We start from the raw sequence: 25,460 nt of genomic DNA on the forward strand, positions 1-25,460 counted from the left end.
ATCTATTCCTGTAGTAAAAGTACAGTACCGGTTAACAGCAGAACCGCTGCCATGGCACGTTGTACTGTAATGGGATGAGGGGGAACACCGAACAGACCGAAACGATCAATCACCAGAGAAAACGCTACCTGCCCGGCGATGACCAGGGCGACCATCGCGGCGGCACCCAGGCGCGGTAGACTGACCGTGACGCCAGCCAGCGTCATCACACCGCAAAGACCGCCAAACCACGCCCATAAAGGCAGAGACGGCAGGGATGAGGTGCGCGGTAAGGTTCCGGTTGTGATAGCGCCGAGTATAAAAAGAACGAGTGCCGAAACCAGTGCCGATACCGCCGCCGCCCAAAGCGGTGAACCCAGCGCATAGCCCAGGCGAGCATTGAAGACCGCCTGCAACGGCAGCATCGCCCCGGCTAGAACGGCAATAACGACGTAAATAATCATGGCTTATTCCAGTACCTTCAGCGCCTGAGCCACAAAACGCTCAGTATCCTGTGTGAGGGTTGAGGCCTTTCCGATGACGCGCATTCCCTGAAGTAAAGCCAGAATGACCTCGGCAGCGGCGGTTTCGTTGGTAGTCGCGGCAATGGAACCGTCCTGTTTTCCGTTTTTAATCAATTCCGCAATGTTGCTGCGTCGCTTTGCCAGCTGTTTCTCCAGACTACTGGCCGCAGCGCCAAGCTGGTCGAAGCTGGTGACACCGGCCACCACCATGCAGCCCAGCTTGCCGTCTTTTCCCTGACTGAGCTCAACATAGTCCCGCAGCAGTTCCGCAAGCTTGTCTTTACTCGTTGCCGCCTTTTCCAGCCGGGTTTTTATCTGCTCTTCGCGAAGAAACACATAGCGCTCAAGCGCCATAGCAAAAACACCCTGTTTGTCTTTATAAGCCTTGTAAACGCTACCGGTACTGAGGTTGGTGGCCGCGGTGATGTCACTGATGCTGACGCCACTAAAACCGCGATCGCGGAAAAGCCTAATAGCCCCATCCAGAAATTGTGCTTCGTTGAAAGCGCGCGGACGGCCCGCAGAGGATTGCGCACTACCGGTATGGGAAGATGGTTTCATGGCTAACCTCCAATTAGGAAATGATCGTTTCCTTTTTAAGGCATAGAGGGGGAGGTTGTCAAGGGGAAGGATGGGGAGGGGGATTTTGGGGAGGTTGTGGGTGGGTTGGGGTTTGCTGCTGGCGGAGTCTGAATAAAATTTTTATCTGAATGAATTTAAAAGATAAATACTTAATTTTAGAATTATTGATACACCTAAACGTATATCAATTGCTTTTGCTAAATGGTTTTTATGTAGGGGAGGGCGATGGCTTTGCATCTATCGTCAGATATGCTTTCAGACCTGAAGATCGTTTTACACCACGCGGATCGGAAAAGAATGGAACACGGAGCTTTGGGGTGTCGTTCACTGTGATATTCCAGACAGACCCGCCAATAAAATTGAACTCAATGGTTTCGTGATTGACAGACAGCGCTTCGAAAGAGCCTGACGAATACTCATTGCCAACCTGCAAACTTTCAACAATCCCCTGGCTCAGGCTGATGAGAGTAACAGTAAGAAACTCCTCAAAGATCACATCATCAGTTGTGAAAAGAATATACCTGTCATTGTCGACTTTAACTGAGGCTTCGAGTACCTGTCCTTTTATAGTGATACCCGTCGGATTGTTATCGATCACTACTTCAGAAACGGCCTGCTGAAAATCAGTCGCTTTACTTTGCTCAACAAGCTTTACCGAAAGAGTTTGTTCCATGACTATCCCCAAAAACGTCCCATTTCAAAGGCGGCAAGTGCACCACCAATCTACCAATCAAAACGCAAACGGGTGCGCACGGGCCGCATACCAAACCTGCTAAAGCACTTCCCGCTGCACCACCTGCTATGCCAGCACCGTTAATGGCTATTTTTTAACGGTTTCAGTATCAATTATCTTAATGGTAAAGAGAAATTGGCTGTTAACAGGTGTTTATTTACATCATTAAATTATTTTAATTTTGATTAGGACAGCGATAACTGCAAGTAAAAAACAACAAAAAAAGCCCAATAAAAAAGTAAAATATAACGGTTTGAGGCTATTTATCTCTGCGCTATATTGACTGTTACTTGCAAAATCATAGGCCTGACTTTTGGGGTCTAAAAAGAAGATTTTTTTGTTTTGTTTTAATCGCATAAAAAAATAGAGTGTTAGTGGCGAACCTAAGTAACCCATATTGCAATGCAATAAGTAAGGGGTAGGCAGCATATACTTTTGTTGGAAGTCAGAAATCAATTTGTTGTAGCGGGATCTGTTACTTAGATACAAAAGAACGCTTACCACTAAGCAAACCATAGGAAGCATAATTAAAACCATTATGGCCGACTTCATTCTTTAAATTCCCATGTATTCATAGATAGTATCCATTATAGAGTCACTCGCTTTGGCACCGACATAACCCGCGGCTATTGAGCCAACTGCTGCACATACTACCGCTCCGGTTCCTGCTGTGGCGACCCCTATCGCTGCGCATACACCTAATCCTGCTACAGAACCGGCTGCACCAGCTCCCACACCTGTTAATGTTGAAGCTCCAAACTTACCGTACTCTTTGAACGCCGTTCTTTTGCATTCGCTCTCTCGTCCTTTAACGCAGGCATTGACGACTTCATTCGTGGTACCCGCAAAGGCAAACCCTATACCTATGTAGCCACCTGATTTCAAAAATTTTGCCGCTTTCGCTGCACTACCTACATAATTCGAATAGCCAGGTATCACTCCCAGCCCTACAGTGGACCATTCATGTACGATGGAGCGGCTGGATAGATTCAGTGCTCTACGCATGTCTTCGTAAGGCTTGAACTTCACGGCATAACGAATCAATGATTTCAGTAGTGGCTTGTTCACAAGTTCTTTTAGCTGATTGAAGAGCCGGTTACGTTCTGCGAAGAATTGCTGACTAATCAGTGTCCCCTGAGTACGGAACTGGTTTTGGTAACTGATTTCTATCTTTTTGAGGGTATTCTCGATCTCTGAAAAGTATCTCTCACCAACGTCACCAATAGTGCCAAAAATTTTATCTCCCGCAGTAGTCAGGGCAGCGATCAAACCGTAGTGTTGCTGCATAAAGCTCGCTTCGTCAGGAGTTACACCAACAAACGCAATGTTAGTTTTCTGTTTGGCCTGCCTTAAAGCGTTCAACATTTGCATGGTTTGTGAAGAAGCTGGGTCTGCAACAATGACTATCTGACCCGGATTCAGCCAGGGCGTGTCTGCATTGGTTTGCATAAAGAGACGAGCAGCTTCTGAGTTACTGTCATTGAAAAGCATTCTTGCCTGGAATCCGAGGTTACCAGGTTGTTGAACTACACAGTATGCAGGTGCGAGATTGCGAGGCATTCCATTTCCTCCGATGAAACAATTAGTTAGTAGTGGGTTTGAGGCTTTTTTTCTAACGTTACTTAATCAATCCTGCCTGAGATTGTAAATAAGTCTGACGATGTAGGCAAAAGGTATTGGTCTTTATGACCGTGTGAGTATCCCGCTTAAGGGAGAGTCAGACGTTGGGCCGTTATGGTTCTGGATTTCGCCAGGTTCGTTAACTCCGCACAGCTGCTGCCTGACCAGCGGCTTTTTTATGCCTGTCCTTTGTTTTTCTGAAGCCCTTTTTCTGTCCAGCCGCTTTGTAGTAAGTGATGCATGAATAGGGTGAATGGATTTGCATGAAAAAACATGCACCGCTTTCCACCGTTCAGGACATACCGGGTGCTGCTCTGACCGCATCATGCATCTGCATGAAAAGCGATGCATAAAGCGGGCAGGTGAGGCGGGGATAGCATTGCGCGCTCATAAAAAAAGCTGAAACAGCATGATGTAGGAATGATAACTCTATAGACATCTCTCAAATCGATTCTTACTATGAAGTATAAAATGTTAGTAAGAGAGATAAGAAAGCAATGAATGATTATTCGGTAACATATGAGGAGCGATTTCTTTTTAAAGAAATAGGGTCTATAGCTACTAAGCCAGATGTTGCAATAACTGAAATTGTAGCAAACTCTCACGATGCAGGTGCCACTGTTGTTAAAATAACTGTCACAGAATCTCAACCTCAAATTCTTACAATTGAAGATAACGGCGTAGGGTTAACACAGAGTGAGTTTGAAAATAGATGGCTCAAGCTTCGCTATGACAGGCATAAACATCAAGGCATCTATGTTGAATTTCCTCCAGACTGCCATATAAAAACTAAACGCTTGGCTTTTGGTTGTAATGGCGTCGGTCGCCATGCGGGACTTTGTTTTGATGATAATTATACCGTTGAGACATGGAAGGATTCAGTAGCTAACTCATTTGATTTGGCAGTTTCTTCTGGTGACTCACCGATAAAGGTTATAAATCATGAATCTACACCTGCAAGCGGTCATGGAACCAAGATAACGGTTAACGTTAATAGAAATTTCATTAATCCTGATGAAATAAGAGATGTTTTGTCAGCGCGATTTCTGTTTAACCCTGAGTTCCATGTTTATATTAATGGAAAACAAATAACTCTTCTTGAACATCCTGGGATAGTAAAAGTAAAAAAAATTAATCCCATCGGGAAAATCAACCTAAAGCTGACTTTGGTTGATTCATCTTCTGCGGCTAGAACGTCGAACCAGCATGGAGTTGCCTTTTGGTTGGGGGGGAGGTTATTAGGTAAACCCTCATGGTCTATTGCCAAAAATCAAATAATTGATGGAAGGAAAGCCTTTGCCAAAAGATACACCTTGGTTGTCGAGTCTAATGATTTATTTAGTTATGTTGAACCAGATTGGTCAGGGTTCAAATCGGACTTTGCTGCACTAAATGTCATTTCAGAAGAGATTGGCAAAATCCTATTAAGTTGGTACGCCGAGCTATCTAAAAAAGATGTTGAGCAAACAAAAAATAAAGTAATAAATAATCATGTTGAAGATATAAAAAAATTGAATGTTCTTGCACGTAAGGAACTTAATGATTTCTTAGACCAGATTTTACATGAAAATCCTGATGTTAAACTTGATTTTTTGGAGTTGGCATTTAAGGCAGCATTAAATTTAGAAAAGTCTAGATCCGGGCATTCTCTCTTAGAAAAACTTGTACAAATCTCGCCAAATGATGCGGAAGCTCTAGACATGTTTCTGAATGAATGGAGCATTTCTGATGCAATGACTATTCTTGCGGAAATCGACTCAAGAATTAAAGTGATAGAGATGATTTCTAACTTAAGTGGAGATCACTCTGTTGATGAATTACATACGTTGCATCCTTTGATTGAAAAAGCTCGGTGGGCTTTTGGTCCTGAATTTGATACGCATGAGTATTCAAGTAATAAAGGCCTAATAAAAACAATGAAAACTATATTCAATAACAATTACAAGAAAGAAAAATTTTTAAAATCATCTCGACGCCCGGATATTGTTGTTGGCGAGAATTCATCTGTAAGCATGATGGGTCTTGAAGAGTTTGATAACGAAATCAAGAGGACTAAGACTGTTCTTTTGATTGAATTAAAAAAAGGAGGATTTACAATTGGTCGTGATGAAATGAATCAAGCAAGGTCATATGTTGAGGATATATGGCATGCGGGAGTAGGGTCATCAAGACCATTCATCAAGGCATTTGTTGTAGGTGATATGGTTGATAAATTTGCGAGTAGATATCAGACGGTAGGTAATGATGAACACGATAAGTTTGGAGAAGTTAAAGCAATTACTTTCGACGAAATGGTTCGCACAGCTCAGGCCAGACTATTCAATTTAAGAGATAAGTTATTCATACAGTATGAAGGGTTGGATAATGAGAAAACTATGAGCGAAATTATGAAAATACCAAGCCAATGTAAACTAATGTAGGCGTGAACTTTATAGTTAGGCATAACGTATGCCTAATTTATTTAATAGTGTAAGTCAATACTTTTGAGATGAGTCTTTTTGGCATTGAACTGCGGATGGAATAGATAAAGATGCTGCTTTTGCGGGTCAATCCCCTGCGCAAGCGTCGAGAGATATTGGTCACGCATTTGGCGAGCGACAGCGAGTGTTAGGGAAGGGCAGGAGCCAAGGCTGAGATTTGTGCGACTGCTGCTATTTGGTCGCTGGTAGCGAAAAGGCCACAGCTTTTTACCTGATGTTTTGACAAGCAGGAAAAGGCCGTCACCATCATGCAGTGTGAAGTCTTTCTCTTGAAGCTTAGCCTTGAGGATTTCGTTATTGGTGAGGGGGCGTGTCATCCGCGCCATGACTGGTTTCCGTCCATAATTAGTACACGTTTTTGGTACACATTATAACGTGTACCAATTCATGTACCAATTATCACTGGATTTAGCCGGATTCGCTCGGACGATTACAGACACAAAAAAACCCGCAAAGCTTTCACCTTGCGGGCTTTCAGGACTTCAGCGGACAATTCTGGTATCGCCGCGAAAGAATTTTGGTGGAGCTGGCGGGAGTTGAACCCGCGTCCGAAATTACTACACCGTCGGCACTACATGCTTAGTACAGTCTTTACATTCGCCGGTCAGCTGCGGACAGACACGCCACTGACAGACTAGCCTGATTCAGTTTAACGCTTCAACCCCAGGCAAGGCATCCGCGCGATCTCTTTTGGGTTTGACCTCTCTTGATCCCCGTCCTAAGAGCGGAGGCTAGGGAGAGAGGGCTCTAAGCAGGTTATTAAGCTGCTAGTGCGTAGTTTTCGTCGTTTGCGACTATTTTTTTGCGGCTTTTTACGAGGCCAACCGCCCCTCGGCATGCTCCTAAGGCTTCACAATCCCGTCGAATCCAGAATCAGCCCCAGAACTTCAAATACTAGCAAAAAAGCGTATCGAATTCCAGTGTTTAACGATTGGCATTCTTCATAATGCGTGCTTTATCCATTTGCCATTCGCGATCTTTGATGTCGTTGCGCTTGTCGTGCTCTTTCTTACCGCGTGCAACGCCAATCTTTAACTTACACCAGGCGTTTTTCCAGTAGAGCGACAGCGCAACGACGGTATAGCCTTCGCGGTTGACACGACCGTAGAGTGAGTCCAGCTCACGCTGCTTTAACAGCAGTTTACGGCTGCGGGTGGGATCGCAGACCACGTGCGATGAGGCCACCGCCAGCGGCTGAAAAGTGGAACCGAACAGATAAGCTTCGCCGTCGCGCAGCAGAATATAGCTGTCGCTGATGTTAGCTTTACCTGCACGGAGTGATTTAACTTCCCATCCCTGTAGCGACAGGCCAGCTTCGAATTCTTCTTCAATGAAGTATTCATGGCGAGCGCGCTTGTTCATGGCAATGGTGGCAGAACCGGATTTGTGTGTTTTTTTCTTTGTCATAATGCCGCGTATTTTACATCACTTGGTCGGTTATCGCATCCCCAGTCCAGCGGGGCAGCAGGAAACAGGCTATTCTAGCACACCATGACAATGAGGAATTTTTGTTTAATCGCTGAAAATGCTATTATTTAGCGGTTTTGTGACGAACAGGAACCATTATGGCTCAGATTAGTCGTTCGGCGCTGGTCCCCTTTAGCGCCGGACAAATGTACCAACTTGTAAATGATGTGGATGCTTACCCGCAATTCCTGCCGGGCTGCACCGGAAGCCGCGTACTGGATGCCTCAGAAAACCAAATGACGGCTTCAGTCGACGTGTCGAAAGCGGGCATCAGCAAAACATTTACCACCCGAAATACGCTGACTGACAACCAGAGCATTCATATGCAACTGGTCGATGGGCCGTTCCGTAAACTCACCGGTGGCTGGCGCTTTATCGATCTTGGGGAGGATGCCTGCAAGGTTGAGCTAAGCCTGGAGTTTGAATTCACCAACATGCTGGTTGAGATGGCATTTGGCCGAATCTTTAAAGAACTGGCTAATAGCATGGTGCAGGCATTCACCCAGCGCGCCAAAGAGGTTTACAGTGCCTGATATCTCTGTCGAGGTGGTGTACGCCCTGCCCGAAAAACAGTATCAGCACTATGTAAAACTGGAAGAGGGCAGCACGGTTGAGCAGGCTATCCGCAAATCAGGCTTACTGGAACTGCGGCCTGAAATCGATTTGGCCAGCAACAAGGTGGGGATTTACAGCCATCCGGTAAAACTGAGCGACAGCGTGCAGGAAGGCGATCGGGTAGAGATCTATCGCCCGCTTATCGCCGATCCTAAAGAGCTTCGTCGTCAACGTGCGGAGCGCGCGGCGAGCAGTAAAAAATAACCAGTTGGTACAAACTCTGGTCATTAAAAAAGGCGCTTATCAGCGCCTTTTTACATTCTGTGATACCCGGTCGTTTGTCGGTAACGACCTTTGCGTCTTCGATTAGTTATCCTGCGAAGACAGCGCTGTCTTGTTGTCGATGTTGGTCAGTACGCCGCTGCGGTCAAAGGTCAGCGTCAGCGTTTGCTGTTTCACTTTCTCGTGACCTGGCTCCTGACGGAACACGTAGTACCAGACATTGCTGCCAAAGGGATCTTTCATCATTGGCGTACCCAGCGTATAGGCCACCTGTTGCTGTGTCATACCGTTATGAAGCTTGGCAACATCATTGGCAACCAGATAGTTACCCTGGTTTATATCGGGGCGATAAACAACGCGCTCTAAAGTGGAACATCCGGCGGTCATCATTAACATTACTACTGCCGCGGCAGTCAGCGTTTTACAGCGCATCTATACATTCCTTTTCCGGGGCGAAACGCCTTTTACAGGCTGTTCTTCTGCCATCAAATTCTGAACTCTGCCTGCGGCAGGCTTTATTATTCAGGCGACATTAGCTGTCGATGATAATAAACCTTTTCGCTATTGGAAACCTCTACAGAGCATGCATATGACCACGCTGTGGTAAAAAAGTGCATATCAGGCCGCTAAAAGTTCTTTCGCGTTAGCCAGTGTGTTGCGGGTGACCTCGCTGCCGCCCAGTAAGCGTGCCAGTTCCTGCAGGCGTGCGCGCTTATCCAGAGGCTGCATGTGCGTTTCCGTCATTTCGCCATCGGTTTCCTTGCTGACATAGAAATGCTGATGCCCACAACCCGCCACCTGCGGCAGATGGGTTACGCACATGACCTGGGTGGATTCCCCAAGCTGGCGCAACATTTTACCCACTACCGCCGCCGTCGGACCGCTAATCCCTACGTCAACTTCGTCAAAAATCATCGCCGGCGTTTCCATTTTTTTGGCGGTGATAACCTGAATCGCCAGCGCGATACGCGACAGTTCACCCCCAGAGGCGACTTTACCCAGCGGCTGTAATGGCTGTCCGGGGTTGGTGGTCACCTGAAAATCAATGCGGCTGGCACCGTCGGCGGTCAGTTGCTCAGGGTTGAAGATCAGCTCAATGGCAAAGCGACCGTGCGGCATAGAGAGCAAATGCATGCTTTGGGTAATCAACTGCTGCAACTCGGTTGCATAACGGCTGCGCTGAGCGTGCAGTTGCTCTGCACACTGGAGGGCTGCGTTGTAGTGTTCGGTTACCAACGTCTGCAGGCTTTCCTGATCGCTTTCCTGCTGTGACAGCAGTTCCGCTTCATCCAGCAGTTGCTGGTGCACGGCGGGCAGGCCTTCTGGCGCCACATGATGCTTGCGGGCCAGAGCGATTTGTCGGGAGATACGCTGTTCCAGCTCATAGAGGCGGTTCGGGTCCAGATCCAGACTGTCGCAGTAGTGGCGCAGTTCGTCACTGGCTTCGCTCAACTGAATCGCCGCTTCTTCCAGCAGGTTATAAACGCCGCTCACCTTGTCATCCAGCGCGCTGAGTTCAGACAGCATCTGACGCGCGCTGTACAGCATGCTGTTCAGGTTGGTGTCATCGCTGTCGGCTAACAGCTGAAGCGCCTGCTGACTGGTCGACAACAGCTGGCCGCTGTTGGCCAGACGTTTGTACTCTTCGTCAATCTGCTCAAACTCGCCTGCCACCGGGGCAAAATCGTTCAGCTCTTTAAGCTGATACTGTAACAACTCACGGCGGGATTCACGCTCCTGCGCCTGCTGCTGATGCTGTGCCAGCGTACGGCAGCTCTGGTGCCACGTCTGGTAGGACGCACGCATTGCAACAAGCAAGTCGTCATGACCGGCGTAGGCATCCAGCAGGTGCTTCTGATGATCGGACTTGAGCAGCAACTGATGGGCATGCTGTCCGTGAATCTGAATCAGTAACTGGCCCAGGTCGCGTAACTGAGAGAGGGGAACGGCTGTGCCATTGATAAAGCCGCGTGAGCGACCATCGGCGCTGATAACACGGCGCAGCAGGCACTCGCTACCGTCGTCCAGATGATTGTCAGTCAGCCAGCGCTGTGCCGACGGCGAGGCTTTGATTTGAAAGCGCGCGCACAAGTCCGCGCGACTGGCGCCCTGACGCACCATATCCGCATCGGCACGGCCGCCAAGGCACAACCCAAGCGCATCGATAGCAATAGATTTACCTGCACCGGTTTCACCGGTGATGGCGGTCATACCGCGTTGAAAATCAATGTCGAGCTCACGAACGATAGCGAAATTGCTGATGGTCAGTTGTGCCAGCATAGCGTCACCTGTATGAATAAACACATATGGTTTTTCATACAGTATAAACTGGTTTTTTATACAGTAAAGAGGGCGCGGTCATTTTCAGAACAATTTTTTTGACCAGCCCAGTTTCGAACTCAGCGTGTTGAAATAACTGTAATTTTTAGGATGGATAAGATTGAGATGATTTTCGCTGCGGCGAATCAGCACATCTTCCCCTTCCTGGATAGGCAGCGCAATCTGGCTGTCACAGCTGATCTCAAGGTCGTTACGACGTGCCGAGAAACGGAGCCGAATCGTACTGCTGCTATTGATCACCAGCGGGCGCGCGGACAAGGTGTGCGGGAACATGGGCACAATGGTAATGGCGTCCAGAGAGGGCGTTAAAATCGGGCCGCCGGCGGAAAGCGAATAGGCGGTCGAGCCGGTGGGCGTAGAAATAATCAGGCCGTCTGAACGCTGCGAGAAGGCAAAAACTTCGTCGATATAAACTTCAAACTCAATCATGTGGGCGACTTTGCCCGGATGCAGCACTACTTCATTGATAGCGCTGCCAATACGCGGCGAGCAATCCGACTTGCACACCTGCGCTTCCAGCAGGAAGCGGCTTTCAACAAAATAGTTGCCGTTCAGCACTTCATCGAGCTGGTGATGCGCGTTATCGGGGTCAAGATCGGTTAAAAACCCCAAATTGCCGCGGTTAATGCCAATCACTTTAATGTCATAACGCGCCAGCACTCTGGCCGCGCCTAACATATTACCGTCACCTCCCACCACAACGGCCAGATCGGCTTTTTGACCGATTTCAGCCAGCGTACCGGTCTGGACATCGCCAAGCGACAGTTCCTGCGCAATCTGCTGTTCAACAATAACGGGATAGCCTTTGGCGGTCAGCCAGCGACACAGCATTTCATGCGTCGTGAGTGCGGTAGGATGGCGTGGATGGCCCACAATACCAATACAGTTAAAGTGTTTGTTCATCGAGTGGGTGTTCCTCATAAGCCAAATCGGCACGATGATGTGACGTGTTCCCTTGAAACCGTCAAACCAATCCCCATAATAAGCCAACCAGCGAAGTGAATGTGCAAAACGCGGAGAAATTCATGAGTAGTAAAGAACAGAACACCCCAAACGAGCAAGTCTCAGACGAAATTCAACAGGATCAACATCAACCTCAGGACGCGGAGACAGCAGTAGAGGTGGATCCGCGTGATGAGCGCATCGCTCAGCTTGAAGCTGAGTTAGCCCAGTTGCAGACGGGCGTACGTGATGCTCAACTGCGTGCGCAGGCCGAAATTGAAAACGTTCGCCGCCGCACCGAAATGGATATTGAAAAAGCGCACAAGTTTGCGCTGGAGAAGTTTGCCAATGAGCTGCTTCCGGTGATTGATAGCCTGGAACGTGCGCTGGAACTGGCAAACAAAGAAGACGAGAAGTCTGCCTCTATGGTTGAAGGCATTGAGCTTACGCTGAAATCCCTGCTGGGCGCGGTGCGTAAATTCGGTGTTGAAGTGGTCGGTGAAACCGGTGTGCCGTTTAACCCGGAAGTGCACCAGGCGATGTCGATGATGGAATCTGAGGATTTCGAGCCGAACCACGTGATGATGGTGATGCAACCCGGTTATACGCTGAATGGCCGCCTGCTGCGTCCGGCCATGGTTGCCGTGGCGAAAGCGAAAGCCTGATTATTGCTTTATCCTGCAACGGCCGCGCACTGACGCGGCCGTTTGTGTTTATGGCGTTTACTCAGGTAAGACCGGCGTCCAGTTAATTGGCGTTTTACCGGCCTCGCGTAACAACGCATTGGTTTTGGAAAAATGCTGGCAGCCAAAGAAGCCACGATGTGCAGAAAGCGGGGAAGGGTGCGGAGCCTGCAGAACGTGATGGCGCTGGCGATCGATAATGCTGCCTTTCTTCTGCGCATGTGAGCCCCAAAGTAGAAAGATCACGCCTTCACGCTGCTCATTGATAGCCTTGATCACCGTATCGGTAAAGGTTTCCCATCCCAGTCGGGCATGAGAATGCGCTTTACCGGCTTCAACGGTCAGTACGGTGTTCAGTAACATCACGCCCTGTTCCGCCCAACTGGCCAGATAACCATGATTGGGTTTCTCAAAGCCCGGAATGTCCTGCTGCAACTCTTTGTACATGTTTTGCAATGACGGCGGTGTCTGTACGCCCGGCAGTACAGAGAAAGCCAGTCCGTGGGCCTGATGCGGGCCGTGATAAGGGTCCTGTCCCAGAATCACCACGTTCACATCGCCTAATTCGGTTAAGCGAAACGCGTTAAACACATCTTTCTGCGGCGGATAAACCGTTACGCCTGCAGCCCGCTGGTTAGCGACATGCTTCAGGGTTTCAATAAAGTAGGGTTTTTCTTTCTCTTCAGCCAGCACGTCATGCCAGGTCAGCTTTTCAGCCATGATCAACTCCCTTGTATTTCGAACCTTAAGCTTAGCGGTTCACTCTGCAGACATGAAGCCCAAAATTTTTTTAAAAATTAAACGAAATTTTCTTAGGGCGCGTTTTTAAAATCAAAAGCTTACCAGCGTGAGGATAAAACGCCCGATTGTAATTGATGCAGGTCAAAGTCATGGCCGCTATCGGGTGATATACCAACAGCTCAAATTGACTGATTCACGGTGTTGGCAACCGTCAGCACGTTGTTGGAGGGATTGAAATGATCACAGGTATTCAGATTACCCAATCGAGTAATCCGGCATTAATTAACTCGTTTTGGCTGCTGGACGAGGAAAAAGCGCAGGCGCGCTGTCTCTGTGCCGTCGCAGGCTATCAGGAGGATCAGATTGTGACGATTGGGGAACTCGGCGACGTCGCTTACCGTGAAGTGCCTGTCGAGGTAAAACCTCAGGTGCGCGTCGAGGGTGGACAGCATTTAAACGTCAACGTATTGCGCCGGGAAACGCTGGAAGATGCCGTGAAACATCCCGAGAAGTACCCACAGCTGACTATCCGCGTGTCGGGCTATGCCGTACGTTTTAACTCACTCACCGCTGAACAGCAGCGCGACGTGATTACCCGCACTTTTACAGAAAGTTTGTAACGGCTCTGGTGTCGAAATAAAACGCAGCGCCTTATCCGGGAATTTGTTTCTATTAACAAGGAGATAACTTTTCGGGCAGGCGCGTCACGCCTGACTGTGAGGCCGGAGTAACCTGTTGGGCGTTAAAATGGCACTAAAGCAGTATTTACTGGCCTGATAAAATAAAAATCGCCTCATAAAGAGGCGATTTTTTTGAGCGGGTGTTGAATTATTCCGCACTCTCGCTGCCTGGCGTGCTGCCGCTTGGCTTGCGGCGCTTACCGACATTTTTGAGATCGCGATGACGTTTTTTAACCCGTGGTTTCTCTTCGTCTTTCGCTTTTTTCTCTGCACGCTTCACAAGCACCTTTTTCGACGGTTTTCCCGTGGATTTCGGTGAGGGCGCACGGGTCACAGGACGCAGCTCATCAATCACGCGCGCCTTAAGTGGCTCATCCACATAACGACTGACTTTACCCAGCAGCAGATAATCGTGCGCTTCGACCAGCGAAATCGCAATGCCTTTACGACCGGCACGACCGGTGCGTCCAATGCGGTGCAGATAGGTGTCCGCCGTACGTGGCATATCGAAGTTAATCACGTGGCTCACGTCGTCAACGTCGATACCGCGCGCAGCGATGTCCGTTGCTACCAGAATATTTACGCGTCCCTCAATCAGGCGCTTAATCGCCTCATTGCGTTTCGCCTGCACCATCTCACCTTCAAGGTAGCTGGTACGAATGCCGGCATCGTGAAGCCAGCCGACCAGTTCATGCAGACGTTCACGCTTACGCACAAACACAATGGTGCGGGTGACTTCAGGCTGTTTTAACAGGTGAACCAGCAGTTTGGTTTTGTGCTCCAGATCATCGGCCCGGTAATACCACTGCTGAATCTTTTTACGCTCGCGACGGCTGGGATCGGCTTCCAGTTCGACCGGATCATTGAGCAGGCGCTCGGCAAAATCTTTGATGTGTTCGCCTTCCAGCGTGGCTGAAAACAGCAACGTCTGTTTGCGCCAGCGCGTTTCACCCGCGATGGTTTCGATATCCTGGGCAAAGCCCATATCCAGCATGCGGTCAGCTTCATCCAGAATCAGGGTTTCAACGGCGCGGCAATCAAAGTTTTCTTCTTTAATGTACTGCAGCAGACGTCCGGTGGTCGCCACCACCACGTCCTGATTCTCGCTAAACACTTCGGCGTGGTTCATATAGGCTACGCCGCCCGTGATCGTCGCAATATCCAGATGCGTATGCTTAGCCAGTTCACGCGCCTGGTCGGCAACCTGCATCGCCAGTTCGCGGGTTGGCGTTAAAATTAAAATGCGTGGCGGACCAGACTTTTTGCGTGGAAAATCGAGCAGGTGCTGCAACGCCGGTAATAAATACGCAGCGGTTTTCCCGGTCCCGGTAGGTGCCGAACCCAGAACGTCGCGGCCCTCCAGCGCGGGGGGAATGGCAGCAGCCTGAATTGCTGTAGGGCGCGTATAGCCTTTCTCCTGCAGCGCTTCAAGCAGGCTTTCGTCGAGTTCAAGTTCGGAAAATGTGGTTACGGTCATGTTCTACCTCAGTTTGGGGCGCTGATTATAGACAGATCGGACGTAATCTTCATCTGTTTATCGGTATTGACTGCGCCAGATTACGTCAACGACGTGAATTCCCCAACCCACCACGTTACACTGAGCCCTTGCCGTACGGCAGGTAAAAAGGTGAATGGTCGCTGAGTATGATGCAGGACAAGCCGCAGACGCGGCCACAATTAAAAAAGAATGGTTTTACCTTCAAGCAGTTTTTTGTTGCCCACGACCGCTGTGCGATGAAGGTCGGTACAGATGGTATTTTGCTGGGCGCATGGGCGCCGGTGGCCGGAGTTAAGCGGATGCTTGATATCGGTGCTGGTTCGGGGCTGATTGCCCTGATGCTGGCCCAGCGTACTCCGTCAGCGGTTGACATTGATGCGGTAGAGTTAGATCCCGATGCCGCACAGCAGGCGCGCGAAAATATCCAGCACTCTCCATGGGCAACGCGGATTCATGTCCATCAGCAGGACATCGCCCAGTGGGCTGAAAACTGCGAAGCGCGCTACTCGCTTATCGTCAGTAATCCTCCTTATTTTGAGCCCGGTGTGGCCTGCGCGACGTCCGCAAGAGCCAGCGCGCGCGCCACCGGTTCGTTAGATCACCAAACATTATTACGTTGTGCGGCCTCGCTGATTGAAGAAGAGGGGTTTTTCTGCGTGATCTTACCCGAAGCGACAGGGCAGCAGGTTATCGCCCAGGCGCAGGCTGACGGCTGGCATTTACGCTTTCGTTTTGATGTTGCGGAATACGCGCATCGCCCACCTCATCGGGTGCTGCTGGGGTTTTCGCCCAGCGCGGGCGAAACCCTGTTTGAACGGCTGGCTATTCGCGACGCGGACAGACAATACTCTGAAGCCTGGCAAAGCCTGACGCGCGACTTCTATTTATTTATGTCATGACCGGGTTGCAGCACGGTAGGTTGTGCCTCGGGTAACAAATCAGGATAGTCGCGGATAAAATGCAACCCGCGACTCTCTTTCCTCTGCAGCGCACAGCGCACCATCAGTTCTGCCACCTGCACCAGGTTACGCAGCTCCAGCAGGTTATTAGACAGGCGGAAGTGACGGTAATACTCGTCAATTTCCTGTTGCAACAGCGTGATGCGGCGCAATGCCCGCTCCAGCCGCTTGGTGGTGCGGACAATCCCCACGTAGTCCCACATAAACAGCCGCAGTTCATGCCAGTTATGCTGAATCACCACCCGTTCATCGGCATCATCCACCTGGCTGTCGTCCCAGGCCGGTAAGCTGTCTACAGCATCAACCTCGGGTAAAATACGCAGCAGATCTTCCGCCGCCGACCAGCCATAAACAAGGCATTCGAGCAGTGAATTTGACGCCATGCGATTGGCACCGTGCAGGCCGGTATAGCTGACTTCGCCAATCGCGTACAAGCCGTTGATATCGGTGCGACCCTGCTCGTTCACCATCACGCCGCCGCAGGTGTAATGGGCAGCGGGCACCACCGGGATCTTATCCTTCGTCAGGTCAAAGCCAAAGGTGAGCAGTTTTTCGTAAATCATGGGGAAGTGCGAACGCACAAACGCTTCAGGCTGATGACTGATGTCCAGATACATACAGTCCACGCCCAGGCGTTTCATTTCATGATCGATGGCGCGGGCGACAATATCGCGCGGTGCCAGCTCAGCGCGTGCATCAAAGTCGGGCATAAAACGCGAACCATCAGGCCGCACTAGCCAGGCACCTTCGCCGCGCAGCGCTTCGGTGAGCAGAAAGTTTTGTGCCTGGGGATGAAACAGGCAAGTGGGGTGAAACTGATTAAACTCCAGGTTAGCCACACGGCAACCTGCCCGCCATGCCATCGCAATGCCATCGCCCGATGCGACATCGGGATTCGTGGTGTACTGATACACTTTGGCTGCACCGCCTGTGGCCAGGACGACGGCACGTGCGCGGCAGGTTTCAACCCGTTCGCGGTTACGGTTCCAGATCCAGGCACCGGTAACACGACGCGGGCCCGGCAGGCCGAGCTTATCTGAAAGAATAAGATCTACCGCGTTGGTGCGTTCAAGAATGCGGATATTCGGATGATGTAACGCCTGACCTACCAGCGTGGTTTCTACCTCGCGTCCGGTCGCATCCGCGCTGTGCAGAATACGGCGATGACTGTGGCCGCCTTCTCGCGTCAGATGATAGCGCATCTCCCCCGCAGCCTGTGGATCGGTATCAAAGGCCACCCCGTTATCAATCAACCACTGTACGCAGTGACGCGCATTGCTGGCGACGAACGACACAGCAGCGCGATCGCATAAACCTGCCCCCGCGACCAGCGTGTCTTCAACATGCGAATCAATGCTGTCGGTTTCATCAAAGACCGCCGCAATGCCGCCTTGCGCATACAGCGTCGAGCCTTCATTCACCTGCGCTTTGCTTAATACGGTGACCTGATAATGCTCTGCCAGACGCAATGCCAACGACAATCCTGCCGCACCGCTGCCCACAATGAGTACATCGCACTGATAATCTGAGGGAGAGAAAGTTGTCATGGTGTTTAATTTACTAAACAAGAATGGACCGAGCATAAGCGTTTGGTCGTTTTTTGTGAAGTATTTTGAACACAAATGGCGCAGGATTCGCGCCTTTAAATTAATTTATCAGATATATCAAAAGGTTAATGTATAACGGCTTTAAGCAGGGTTTTTTATACCAAACTTAATCGATTACAAGGATTTAAAGATGAAAAAGCTGTTGTCATAGGTTACTCTGCCTGCGATTTGCGCGCTTTACACTGAACGAAAACCAACAAACTGTGTAATTCTGCCGTAAAGTGGCTAAAAAGAGGCTGAGAGTGAACTTTTCGCCACGCAAAGACTCAAAGCGCATGCTTGCTCAATAGCGGTGTGCTGGCAGTTCCTTAACGCATAAGAAAGTATTTGGGGAGACATTACCTCGGATGAGCGAGCAGTTAGCGGACCAGGTTCTTGTTGAACGGGTTCAGAAGGGGGATCAGAAGGCTTTCAACTTACTGGTAATTCGTTACCAGCATAAAGTGGCGAGCCTGGTCTCACGATATGTCCCTTCAGGCGATGTGCCTGATGTCGTTCAGGAATCATTCATTAAGGCTTATCGCGCACTGGATTCGTTCCGTGGCGATAGCGCGTTTTACACATGGCTGTATCGGATAGCAGTGAATACAGCAAAAAATTATTTGGTCGCTCAGGGACGGCGTCCGCCTTCCAGTGACGTTGATGCAATTGATGCTGAAAACTTCGAAAGTGCGGGCGCATTGAAAGAAATTTCGAACCCTGAGAACTTAATGTTGTCAGATGAACTGAAACAAATCGTCTTTCGTACCATCGAGGCGCTTCCTGAGGACTTGCGAATGGCAATTACCCTCAGGGAACTTGACGGTCTGAGCTATGAAGAGATCGCCGTCATTATGGATTGCCCGGTGGGCACGGTGAGGTCGCGTATCTTCCGTGCACGTGAGGCCATTGATAATAAAGTTCAACCGCTTATCCAACGTCAGTGATAACGGCTACTGGAAGGGTATTAGGCATGCAGAAAGAAAAACTTTCCGCTTTAATGGATGGTGAGGCTTTAGATAACGAGCTGTTTTCAGCGCTGTCTAAAGATGCAGATCTACAAAAAAGCTGGGAACGCTACCATCTCATCCGCGATACCATGCGCGGTGATGTTGGTGAGCACCTGCATTTTGATATTGCTGCACGCGTCGCTGCTGCTATTGAAAAAGAGCCACAGCGCAACGTTACAACCTTGATCCCCGAAGCACAGCCCGAACCTTCTCGCTGGGAAAAAATGCCGTTCTGGCATAAAGTTCGCCCGTGGGCGGCACAGATTACCCAGGTTGGCGTCGCCGCCTGTGTTTCCCTGGCTGTTATCGTTGGCGTCCAGCATTACAACCAACCGGCCGGCGGCGGCGTCGAAAGTTCCGACTCGCCGGTGTTTAATACCTTACCTGTGATGGGTAAAGCCTCACCTGTGAGCCTGGGCGTGCCGTCTGATGCCTTTGGCGGCGGTAATGTCACGCAACAGGTGCAGGACCAGCGTCGCCGCGTCAATGCCATGCTGCAGGACTATGAACTCCAGCGTCGCCTCCATGCGGACCAGCTGCAGTTTGAAACCAATGCGCCTAAACAAGCGCAGGCCAATGTCCCTGGTAATCAGTCATTAGGAATGCAGCAGCAGTAATGAAGCCGCTATGGTATGCCGTCAGCCTTCTGGCAGGCAGCCTGTTGTGGTCATCTGCCGCCCCAGCGCAGGTTTCTGCGTCTGGGGCGTTATTGCAGCAGATGGAGCAGGCAAGCCAGACCCTCAACTACGAATTCGCCTATATCAATGTGTCCCGCCTTGGCATGGAATCGCTGCGCTATCGTCATGCGGTTATTGACGATCGCGTGTATGCGCAGGTGCTGCAGATGGACGGCCCGCGTCGTGAAGTGATTCAGCGCGGCAACGATATCAGCTATTTTGAACCCGGGATTGAACCTTTCTCTCTGCCGGGCAATCACATTGTGGATGCACTCCCGTCCATTATTTATGCCGATTTCGCCAAGCTGGATGTCGCCTATGACTTTATTACCGTAGGCCGCTCGCGCATTGCCGACCAGATGTGTGACGTGGTGCGCATCGTTTCACGCGATGGCACGCGCTATAGCTATGTCGTATGGCTGGACGTGGATACCAAGCTTCCTCTTCGCGTCGATTTGCTGGACCGCGATGGCGAAACGATGGAGCAATTCCGTGTTATCAGCTTTGCGGTCGATGATGGCGTACGTAATCTGATGCAGGGGCTGGAGAAAGCTAATCTGCCGCCGTCGTTGTCATTAACTAAAGCCGATAACGTCTCGTTAGACTGGCAGCCCGACTGGCTTCCCGCTGGAATGACGCTGATGTCTCAAAGCCGTCGAATGATTCCCACATTAAATAAATCGCTAGAGTCACGGCTTTACAGCGATGGGTTGTTTAGCTTTGCCGTCAACGTGACGCCAGCAGATAAAAACAGCACCGCACAGACATTGCGCACGGGACGTCGTACGGTGCAGACCGTAATACGCGATAATAACGAGATTACGGTCGTCGGCGAGCTACCGCCCGTGACGGCAAAACGTATCGCAGACAGCGTCGAGCTCGGGGCAAAAAAATGATGAGAGAATGGGCCACCGTTGTGGCATGGCAGGATGGCATCGCCACGCTGCACACAGAAGCAAAAACGTCCTGCAACAGCTGCCAGGCTCGTAAAGGCTGTGGCAGCCATATGCTGAATAAGCTGGGTCCTAAGAATGCGCACGTGATGCAGATAGCCAGCAGCAAGCCGCTGGAGCCAGGTCAGCGCGTTGAACTGGGCATCAAAGAGAGCAGCCTGCTGGGTTCTGCGCTGCTGGTTTATATGACGCCACTGTTCGGCCTGTTCCTGTTTGCCGGCCTGTTTCAGGCGCTGTTTGGCAGCGACCTGGCGGCAGCCAGCGGTGCGCTGTTAGGCGGTGTGGGCGGGTTTATCGTTGCTAAAGGCATTTCCATGAAATTTGGCGATCGTGAAGCCTTCCAGCCCGTTATTTTGAACATCGCTTTGCCGCCTGATGCGCTGCGCGTTGAAAGCGAAGCCTGATCCTCACTCAAGCCGCACTTGCTGCGGCTTTTGCCATTATGACTCCTCGCAAAAAACTGTTTCGTTTCCACAACGTTCCATTCTTTTATGCGCGGCCTTAACAGTGTAATATGCGTCGTCATTAATGAGGCTGACAGGATTGTGGGTTAAGAGCGATCTTCCTGAATGTGTCTGTGCTCAGGTTCCTAACTGATTCTCTACGTGAAGATATTCCTATAAATGAAGCACATAAGAAATTTCTCCATCATCGCCCACATTGACCATGGTAAATCCACGCTCTCTGACCGCTTGATTCAGATTTGTGGCGGATTAACTGCTCGCGAGATGGCCGCACAGGTTCTTGACTCTATGGACCTGGAGCGTGAACGTGGCATTACGATTAAAGCGCAGAGCGTAACGCTCGATTACAAAGCGAAAGACGGCGAAACTTACCAGCTCAATTTCATCGACACACCGGGACACGTTGACTTCTCATATGAAGTTTCCCGCTCACTGGCAGCCTGTGAAGGCGCATTGCTGGTGGTTGATGCCGGACAGGGCGTAGAAGCACAAACCCTGGCCAACTGCTATACCGCACTTGAGATGGATCTGGAAGTCGTGCCGGTGCTGAATAAAATCGATTTGCCCGCTGCCGATCCCGATCGTGTTGCTCAGGAAATCGAAGACATCGTCGGAATTGATGCGACCGACGCTGTGCGTTGCTCGGCCAAAACTGGCGTGGGCGTTCCTGAAGTCCTGGAGCGTTTAGTCCGCGACATTCCGCCGCCAGAAGGTGATCCAGAAGCCCCGCTGCAGGCGCTGATTATCGACTCCTGGTTTGATAACTATCTTGGCGTCGTATCATTGGTGCGCGTAAAAAACGGCACCATGCGTAAAGGCGATAAAATTAAGGTACTGAGCACCGGTCAGGTCTACAATGCTGACCGACTGGGCATCTTCACGCCGAAGCGGGTTGATCGCAATGAACTCAACTGCGGCGAAGTTGGCTGGCTGGTCTGCGCCATCAAAGATATTCTTGGCGCGCCAGTGGGCGATACCCTGACAACCGCACGTAATCCGGCTGATAAAGCCTTACCGGGCTTTAAAAAAGTGAAGCCGCAGGTTTATGCCGGTCTGTTCCCTATCAGCTCTGATGATTATGAAGCCTTCCGTGATGCGCTGGGCAAGCTGAGTCTGAATGATGCCTCACTGTTCTACGAACCCGAAAGTTCAACGGCACTGGGCTTTGGTTTCCGCTGCGGCTTCCTGGGTCTGCTGCATATGGAGATCATTCAGGAGCGTCTGGAACGTGAATACGATCTCGATCTGATCACAACCGCACCGACAGTTGTATACGAAGTGCAAACCACGAGCGGCGAAGTGGTCTATGTCGATAGCCCGTCAAAGCTTCCACCGCTCAATAATATCGAAGAGTTACGTGAACCCATTGCCGAGTGTCATATGTTGCTGCCTCAGGAGTACCTGGGCAACGTCATCACACTGTGCATCGAGAAACGTGGCTTCCAGACCAACATGGTTTACCACGGCAATCAGGTGGCACTGACCTATGAAATTCCGATGGCCGAAGTGGTGCTCGACTTCTTTGACCGTCTGAAATCAACGTCACGTGGTTATGCCTCACTGGACTACAATTTTAAACGTTTTCAGACCTCTGACATGGTGCGCGTCGACGTTCTGATTAACTCAGAACGTGTTGATGCGCTGGCGCTGATTACCCACCGTGAAAACGCACCTTATCGTGGACGTGATCTGGTTGAGAAAATGAAAGAACTCATCCCACGTCAGCAGTTTGATATTGCGATTCAGGCGGCTATCGGCAACCACATTATCGCTCGCTCGACCGTTAAACAGCTGCGTAAGAACGTTCTCGCCAAATGTTATGGCGGTGACGTCAGTCGTAAGAAAAAGCTGTTGCAGAAGCAGAAAGATGGTAAGAAGCGAATGAAGCAGGTCGGTAACGTTGAGCTGCCGCAGGAAGCATTCCTCGCCATTCTGCATGTCGGAAAAGACAGCAAATAAGGATCTCAAATGGCTAATATGTTCGCCCTGATACTGGCGATAGCGACATTGATTACCGGTATTCTTTGGGTGATTGATCGTATTAAGTGGGCACCACAGCGGCGCGCGGTGCAGGCGGCGGCGCAGGCGCAGGCCGGGGGTTCACTCGACAGCAAAGCGCTGGCGAAGATGGCACCTAAGCCGGGCTGGATTGAAACCGCAGCATCAGTATTTCCGGTGTTGGCCGTGGTGTTCTTTGTGCGCTCTTTTGTTTATGAGCCATTCCAGATCCCGTCCGGTTCCATGATGCCAACCATGCTGATTGGGGACTTTATACTGGTCGAGAAGTTTGCTTATGGGATTAAAGATCCTATTACGCAAACGACGCTGATCCCGACCGGGCATCCAAAACGCGGTGATATCGCGGTATTTAAATACCCGAAAGATCCCAGCCTGGATTACATCAAACGCGTGATCGGTTTGCCTGGCGATCGGGTCACGTACGATCCATACAGTAAAACGCTGACCATTAACCCGGCCTGCGATAACGGCAAACCTTGTAGCAAAGCGCTGCCTGTGACATACAGCAATATCGAACCCAGCAAATTTGTTCAGACGTTCAGCGGGTTTGACGGCAATGAAGCGGGTAATGGTTTCTATCAGTTACCGCTGAATGACAGCATGCAGGGCGGATTACGTCTGGCAACGCGCAAAGAAACGCTGGGCGATGTGACGCATGACATTCTGTTAGTAACCGAAGCACAAAGCCAGGCGAGCATGTATTATCAGCAGCCGGGTCAGCCGCAGGCTAGCTGGGTTGTGCCGCAGGGACAATATTTCATGATGGGCGATAACCGTGATAACAGCGCCGATAGCCGCTACTGGGGCTTTGTGCCCGAGCGCAATCTGGTGGGTAAAGCGGTCGCCATCTGGATGAGTTTCGAAAAACAAGAAGGTCAGTGGCCAACCGGCGTACGACTCAGTCGTATTGGTGGTATCCACTAACCGTAGCCTGACCGTCAGGCAAATAGGGTGGCCTCCATTTGGGGGCCACTGCACACCAAACAGAATGTGTTGGTTTTCCAGCCCTGTTTGGTATGCAGAGTGACAGACGCAAAACAGAACTGGAATCGCATGAACCCCATCTTGATTAACAAGCTTCAGCGTAAACTGGGCTACACTTTTACACATTCTGAACTTTTACAGCAGGCCCTGACGCATCGAAGCGCCAGCAGTAAACACAATGAACGTCTCGAATTTTTAGGCGATTCCATCCTCAGCTATGTGATCGCTAACGCGCTTTATCACCGTTTTCCACGCGTGGATGAAGGGGATATGAGCCGTATGCGTGCCACGCTGGTGCGGGGTAACACTCTGGCAGAGATGGCGCGTGAGTTCGATTTGGGTGAATGCCTGCGTTTAGGCCCTGGCGAGTTAAAAAGCGGGGGCTTCCGCCGTGAATCCATTCTGGCGGACACCGTAGAGGCGCTGATTGGTGGCGTGTTCCTCGACAGTGATATTCAGACGGTGGAGAAACTGATCCTCGACTGGTATCAGACGCGCCTGGACGAAATCAGTCCGGGTGACAAACAAAAAGATCCCAAAACGCGCCTGCAGGAGTATCTGCAAGGGCGGCATCTGCCACTGCCAAGTTATTTAGTGGTGCAGGTACGTGGCGAAGCCCACGATCAGGAATTCACCATTCACTGTCAGGTGAGTGGCATGGCAGAGCCGGTGGTGGGCGTAGGTTCCAGCCGCCGTAAAGCTGAACAAGCAGCAGCCGAACAGGCGCTGATTAAACTTGGTCTGGAATAGTTTTATCCCGGCGCCGCAACCGGCGCTGAAAACCTCAGGATTCGAATGAGCGAAAACGTTACATACAGCGGCTTTGTCGCGATAGTTGGCCGACCAAACGTCGGCAAATCCACCTTACTGAACCAGTTGCTGGGGCAGAAGGTCTCGATTACATCGCGTAAGCCGCAAACCACTCGTCACCGCATTATGGGCATCCATACTGAAGGCGCCTATCAGGCGATCTATGTGGATACGCCAGGGTTGCACATGGAAGAGAAGCGGGCGATTAACCGCCTGATGAACCGTGCGGCCAGCAGTTCTATCGGTGACGTTGAACTCATCATCTTTGTGGTGGACGGCACGCGCTGGACGCCCGATGACGAAATGGTATTAAACAAGCTGCGCGATGGCAAAGTGCCTGTCGTGCTGGCAATTAATAAAATCGACAATATTCAGGATAAAAGCATTCTGCTGCCGCATTTGCAGTTCCTTAGCCAGCAGATGAACTTTATCGATATTGTGCCGATCTCCGCAGAAAACGGTAAAAATGTTGACACCATTGCGGCTATTGCCCGTAAGCATCTGCCGGCGTCTGACCATCATTTCCCGGAAGATTACATCACCGATCGCTCTCAGCGCTTTATGGCCTCAGAAATCATCCGTGAAAAGCTGATGCGTTTTCTGGGCGCGGAACTGCCTTACTCGGTCACGGTTGAAATCGAACAGTTCGTGTCGAATGCGCGCGGCGGTTACGACATCAACGGTTTGATCCTGGTGGAGCGTGAAGGGCAGAAGAAAATGGTGATTGGTAACAAAGGTGCCAAAATCAAAACCATTGGTATTGAAGCGCGTAAAGACATGGAAGAGATGTTCGACGCGAAAGTGCATCTTGAACTGTGGGTTAAAGTTAAATCCGGCTGGGCAGACGACGAACGTGCGTTGCGCAGCCTGGGTTACACAGACGATCTCTGAT

The 25,460-nt window shown here is 50.4% G+C and carries 25 protein-coding genes, 1 other RNA gene and 1 pseudogene; 14 read left to right on the top strand and 13 right to left on the bottom strand.

The features are described from left to right. Positions 1-2: 2 nt before the first annotated feature. From NR177_RS18085 to NR177_RS18100, 4 genes are all read right to left on the bottom strand, one after another. Positions 3-443: a DMT family transporter gene (locus NR177_RS18085; protein ID WP_256853359.1), complete on the bottom strand. Its 441-nt coding sequence runs from the start codon at positions 441-443 to the stop codon at positions 3-5. Positions 444-446: 3 nt separating this feature from the next. Continuing rightward, positions 447-1,064: a TetR/AcrR family transcriptional regulator gene (locus NR177_RS18090; protein ID WP_145394913.1), complete on the bottom strand. Its 618-nt coding sequence runs from the start codon at positions 1,062-1,064 to the stop codon at positions 447-449. 229 nt (positions 1,065-1,293) lie between these two features. Then, entirely contained in the window at positions 1,294-1,758 is a 465-nt protein-coding gene (locus NR177_RS18095) for a hypothetical protein (RefSeq protein WP_256853360.1), read from the bottom strand. A 615-nt stretch (positions 1,759-2,373) separates the two neighbouring features. Next, on the bottom strand, positions 2,374-3,378 hold the full coding sequence (locus NR177_RS18100) for a hypothetical protein (protein ID WP_256853361.1): 1,005 nt from the start codon (positions 3,376-3,378) through the stop codon (positions 2,374-2,376). Between the two features lie 557 nt (positions 3,379-3,935). On the opposite strand from NR177_RS18100, the gene NR177_RS18105 reads away from it, so the two are divergent. Then, positions 3,936-5,858: an ATP-binding protein gene (locus NR177_RS18105; protein ID WP_256853362.1), complete on the top strand. Its 1,923-nt coding sequence runs from the start codon at positions 3,936-3,938 to the stop codon at positions 5,856-5,858. Positions 5,859-5,971: 113 nt separating this feature from the next. On the opposite strand, the pseudogene NR177_RS18110 reads toward NR177_RS18105, so the two are convergent. The 3 genes and pseudogenes from NR177_RS18110 to smpB all read right to left on the bottom strand — a co-directional run. Next, positions 5,972-6,244, bottom strand: a pseudogene (locus NR177_RS18110) (integrase arm-type DNA-binding domain-containing protein); the annotation flags it as partial. A gap of 192 nt (positions 6,245-6,436) precedes the next feature. After that, positions 6,437-6,799: a transfer-messenger RNA gene (ssrA, locus tag NR177_RS18115) on the bottom strand. Positions 6,800-6,842: 43 nt separating this feature from the next. Continuing rightward, the gene (smpB, locus tag NR177_RS18120; protein ID WP_063880613.1) at positions 6,843-7,325 is read right to left on the bottom strand and encodes an SsrA-binding protein SmpB; all 483 of its coding nucleotides are present in this window, start codon (positions 7,323-7,325) and stop codon (positions 6,843-6,845) included. Between the two features lie 158 nt (positions 7,326-7,483). Between smpB and NR177_RS18125 the strand changes: the two genes are divergently transcribed. Further along, the gene (locus NR177_RS18125; protein WP_063880612.1) at positions 7,484-7,918 is read left to right on the top strand and encodes a type II toxin-antitoxin system RatA family toxin; all 435 of its coding nucleotides are present in this window, start codon (positions 7,484-7,486) and stop codon (positions 7,916-7,918) included. Continuing rightward, positions 7,911-8,204, top strand: coding sequence for an RnfH family protein (locus NR177_RS18130; RefSeq protein ID WP_063880611.1), 294 nt, complete (start codon positions 7,911-7,913; stop codon positions 8,202-8,204). The genes NR177_RS18125 and NR177_RS18130 overlap by 8 nt, the downstream gene beginning before the upstream one ends. Before the next feature lie 102 nt (positions 8,205-8,306). Here the strand turns inward: NR177_RS18130 and bamE are convergent, their stop codons facing one another. The 3 genes from bamE to nadK all read right to left on the bottom strand — a co-directional run bounded on the left by bamE (position 8,307) and on the right by nadK (position 11,465). Beyond that, positions 8,307-8,654 carry an outer membrane protein assembly factor BamE gene (gene bamE, locus NR177_RS18135; RefSeq protein WP_256853363.1) on the bottom strand — a complete coding sequence of 116 codons (348 nt, stop codon included), beginning with the start codon at positions 8,652-8,654 and terminating at the stop codon, positions 8,307-8,309. A 186-nt stretch (positions 8,655-8,840) separates the two neighbouring features. Next, positions 8,841-10,502, bottom strand: a complete 1,662-nt coding sequence (gene recN / locus NR177_RS18140; RefSeq protein WP_256853364.1) for a DNA repair protein RecN — start codon at positions 10,500-10,502, stop codon at positions 8,841-8,843. Positions 10,503-10,586: 84 nt separating this feature from the next. Then, entirely contained in the window at positions 10,587-11,465 is an 879-nt protein-coding gene (gene nadK / locus NR177_RS18145; protein ID WP_063880608.1) for an NAD(+) kinase, read from the bottom strand. 122 nt (positions 11,466-11,587) lie between these two features. On the opposite strand from nadK, the gene grpE reads away from it, so the two are divergent. Next, the gene (grpE, locus tag NR177_RS18150) at positions 11,588-12,169 is read left to right on the top strand and encodes a nucleotide exchange factor GrpE (RefSeq protein ID WP_063880607.1); all 582 of its coding nucleotides are present in this window, start codon (positions 11,588-11,590) and stop codon (positions 12,167-12,169) included. Positions 12,170-12,226: 57 nt separating this feature from the next. Here the strand turns inward: grpE and ung are convergent, their stop codons facing one another. Further along, on the bottom strand, positions 12,227-12,907 hold the full coding sequence (gene ung, locus NR177_RS18155; protein ID WP_256853365.1) for a uracil-DNA glycosylase: 681 nt from the start codon (positions 12,905-12,907) through the stop codon (positions 12,227-12,229). A gap of 257 nt (positions 12,908-13,164) precedes the next feature. Between ung and grcA the strand changes: the two genes are divergently transcribed. Continuing rightward, a complete protein-coding gene (grcA, locus tag NR177_RS18160; RefSeq protein ID WP_063880605.1) occupies positions 13,165-13,548 on the top strand; it encodes an autonomous glycyl radical cofactor GrcA in 384 nt (127 codons plus the stop codon). Positions 13,549-13,756: 208 nt separating this feature from the next. Here the strand turns inward: grcA and srmB are convergent, their stop codons facing one another. Further along, on the bottom strand, positions 13,757-15,085 hold the full coding sequence (gene srmB, locus NR177_RS18165) for an ATP-dependent RNA helicase SrmB (protein WP_063880604.1): 1,329 nt from the start codon (positions 15,083-15,085) through the stop codon (positions 13,757-13,759). A 167-nt stretch (positions 15,086-15,252) separates the two neighbouring features. Between srmB and NR177_RS18170 the strand changes: the two genes are divergently transcribed. Next, complete coding sequence (locus tag NR177_RS18170) at positions 15,253-16,005, top strand: tRNA1(Val) (adenine(37)-N6)-methyltransferase (protein ID WP_256853366.1); 753 nt, start codon at positions 15,253-15,255, stop codon at positions 16,003-16,005. On the opposite strand, the gene nadB is transcribed toward NR177_RS18170, so the two are convergent. Continuing rightward, positions 15,987-17,648, bottom strand: a complete 1,662-nt coding sequence (gene nadB / locus NR177_RS18175) for an L-aspartate oxidase (protein ID WP_096012796.1) — start codon at positions 17,646-17,648, stop codon at positions 15,987-15,989. The genes NR177_RS18170 and nadB overlap by 19 nt on opposite strands. 371 nt (positions 17,649-18,019) lie before the next feature. Here nadB and rpoE point away from each other — a divergent pair, with 371 nt between their 5' ends. The 8 genes from rpoE (at position 18,020) to era (ending at position 25,459) form a co-directional block, all read left to right on the top strand. Beyond that, positions 18,020-18,598 (top strand): RNA polymerase sigma factor RpoE, encoded by a 579-nt coding sequence (gene rpoE, locus NR177_RS18180; protein WP_006120509.1) that lies wholly within the window; start codon positions 18,020-18,022, stop codon positions 18,596-18,598. Positions 18,599-18,624: 26 nt separating this feature from the next. Next, complete coding sequence (gene rseA / locus NR177_RS18185; RefSeq protein WP_109717518.1) at positions 18,625-19,278, top strand: anti-sigma-E factor RseA; 654 nt, start codon at positions 18,625-18,627, stop codon at positions 19,276-19,278. Further along, the gene (gene rseB / locus NR177_RS18190; RefSeq protein ID WP_256853367.1) at positions 19,278-20,234 is read left to right on the top strand and encodes a sigma-E factor regulatory protein RseB; all 957 of its coding nucleotides are present in this window, start codon (positions 19,278-19,280) and stop codon (positions 20,232-20,234) included. The genes rseA and rseB overlap by 1 nt, the downstream gene beginning before the upstream one ends. Next, a complete protein-coding gene (rseC, locus tag NR177_RS18195; protein ID WP_063880600.1) occupies positions 20,231-20,695 on the top strand; it encodes a SoxR-reducing system protein RseC in 465 nt (154 codons plus the stop codon). The genes rseB and rseC overlap by 4 nt, the downstream gene beginning before the upstream one ends. A 219-nt stretch (positions 20,696-20,914) precedes the next feature. Continuing rightward, on the top strand, positions 20,915-22,714 hold the full coding sequence (gene lepA / locus NR177_RS18200; RefSeq protein WP_063880599.1) for a translation elongation factor 4: 1,800 nt from the start codon (positions 20,915-20,917) through the stop codon (positions 22,712-22,714). A 9-nt stretch (positions 22,715-22,723) separates the two neighbouring features. Next, positions 22,724-23,698 carry a signal peptidase I gene (lepB, locus tag NR177_RS18205; protein ID WP_063880598.1) on the top strand — a complete coding sequence of 325 codons (975 nt, stop codon included), beginning with the start codon at positions 22,724-22,726 and terminating at the stop codon, positions 23,696-23,698. 129 nt (positions 23,699-23,827) lie between these two features. Next, a complete protein-coding gene (gene rnc, locus NR177_RS18210; protein ID WP_014594336.1) occupies positions 23,828-24,508 on the top strand; it encodes a ribonuclease III in 681 nt (226 codons plus the stop codon). Between the two features lie 45 nt (positions 24,509-24,553). Next, positions 24,554-25,459 carry a GTPase Era gene (era, locus tag NR177_RS18215; protein ID WP_241567950.1) on the top strand — a complete coding sequence of 302 codons (906 nt, stop codon included), beginning with the start codon at positions 24,554-24,556 and terminating at the stop codon, positions 25,457-25,459. Position 25,460 lies beyond the last annotated feature (1 nt).

It is taken from the genome of Pantoea sp. Fr+CA_20 (assembly GCF_024520835.1).
In the GTDB taxonomy this organism is placed as follows: domain Bacteria; phylum Pseudomonadota; class Gammaproteobacteria; order Enterobacterales; family Enterobacteriaceae; genus Pantoea; species Pantoea allii.

Excerpts from the sequence above, each read along its gene's own strand:
- NR177_RS18085 (WP_256853359.1), bottom strand. The coding sequence starts at position 443 with ATGATTATTTACGTCGTTATTGCCGTTCTAGCCGGGGCGATGCTGCCG.
- NR177_RS18090 (WP_145394913.1), bottom strand. The coding sequence starts at position 1,064 with ATGAAACCATCTTCCCATACCGGTAGTGCGCAATCCTCTGCGGGCCGT.
- NR177_RS18095 (WP_256853360.1), bottom strand. The coding sequence starts at position 1,758 with ATGGAACAAACTCTTTCGGTAAAGCTTGTTGAGCAAAGTAAAGCGACT.
- NR177_RS18100 (WP_256853361.1), bottom strand. The coding sequence starts at position 3,378 with ATGCCTCGCAATCTCGCACCTGCATACTGTGTAGTTCAACAACCTGGT.
- NR177_RS18105 (WP_256853362.1), top strand. The coding sequence starts at position 3,936 with ATGAATGATTATTCGGTAACATATGAGGAGCGATTTCTTTTTAAAGAA.
- smpB (WP_063880613.1), bottom strand. The coding sequence starts at position 7,325 with ATGACAAAGAAAAAAACACACAAATCCGGTTCTGCCACCATTGCCATG.
- NR177_RS18125 (WP_063880612.1), top strand. The coding sequence starts at position 7,484 with ATGGCTCAGATTAGTCGTTCGGCGCTGGTCCCCTTTAGCGCCGGACAA.
- bamE (WP_256853363.1), bottom strand. The coding sequence starts at position 8,654 with ATGCGCTGTAAAACGCTGACTGCCGCGGCAGTAGTAATGTTAATGATG.
- recN (WP_256853364.1), bottom strand. The coding sequence starts at position 10,502 with ATGCTGGCACAACTGACCATCAGCAATTTCGCTATCGTTCGTGAGCTC.
- nadK (WP_063880608.1), bottom strand. The coding sequence starts at position 11,465 with ATGAACAAACACTTTAACTGTATTGGTATTGTGGGCCATCCACGCCAT.
- grpE (WP_063880607.1), top strand. The coding sequence starts at position 11,588 with ATGAGTAGTAAAGAACAGAACACCCCAAACGAGCAAGTCTCAGACGAA.
- ung (WP_256853365.1), bottom strand. The coding sequence starts at position 12,907 with ATGGCTGAAAAGCTGACCTGGCATGACGTGCTGGCTGAAGAGAAAGAA.
- grcA (WP_063880605.1), top strand. The coding sequence starts at position 13,165 with ATGATCACAGGTATTCAGATTACCCAATCGAGTAATCCGGCATTAATT.
- srmB (WP_063880604.1), bottom strand. The coding sequence starts at position 15,085 with ATGACCGTAACCACATTTTCCGAACTTGAACTCGACGAAAGCCTGCTT.
- NR177_RS18170 (WP_256853366.1), top strand. The coding sequence starts at position 15,253 with ATGATGCAGGACAAGCCGCAGACGCGGCCACAATTAAAAAAGAATGGT.
- nadB (WP_096012796.1), bottom strand. The coding sequence starts at position 17,648 with ATGCTCGGTCCATTCTTGTTTAGTAAATTAAACACCATGACAACTTTC.
- rpoE (WP_006120509.1), top strand. The coding sequence starts at position 18,020 with ATGAGCGAGCAGTTAGCGGACCAGGTTCTTGTTGAACGGGTTCAGAAG.
- rseA (WP_109717518.1), top strand. The coding sequence starts at position 18,625 with ATGCAGAAAGAAAAACTTTCCGCTTTAATGGATGGTGAGGCTTTAGAT.
- rseB (WP_256853367.1), top strand. The coding sequence starts at position 19,278 with ATGAAGCCGCTATGGTATGCCGTCAGCCTTCTGGCAGGCAGCCTGTTG.
- rseC (WP_063880600.1), top strand. The coding sequence starts at position 20,231 with ATGATGAGAGAATGGGCCACCGTTGTGGCATGGCAGGATGGCATCGCC.
- lepA (WP_063880599.1), top strand. The coding sequence starts at position 20,915 with ATGAAGCACATAAGAAATTTCTCCATCATCGCCCACATTGACCATGGT.
- lepB (WP_063880598.1), top strand. The coding sequence starts at position 22,724 with ATGGCTAATATGTTCGCCCTGATACTGGCGATAGCGACATTGATTACC.
- rnc (WP_014594336.1), top strand. The coding sequence starts at position 23,828 with ATGAACCCCATCTTGATTAACAAGCTTCAGCGTAAACTGGGCTACACT.
- era (WP_241567950.1), top strand. The coding sequence starts at position 24,554 with ATGAGCGAAAACGTTACATACAGCGGCTTTGTCGCGATAGTTGGCCGA.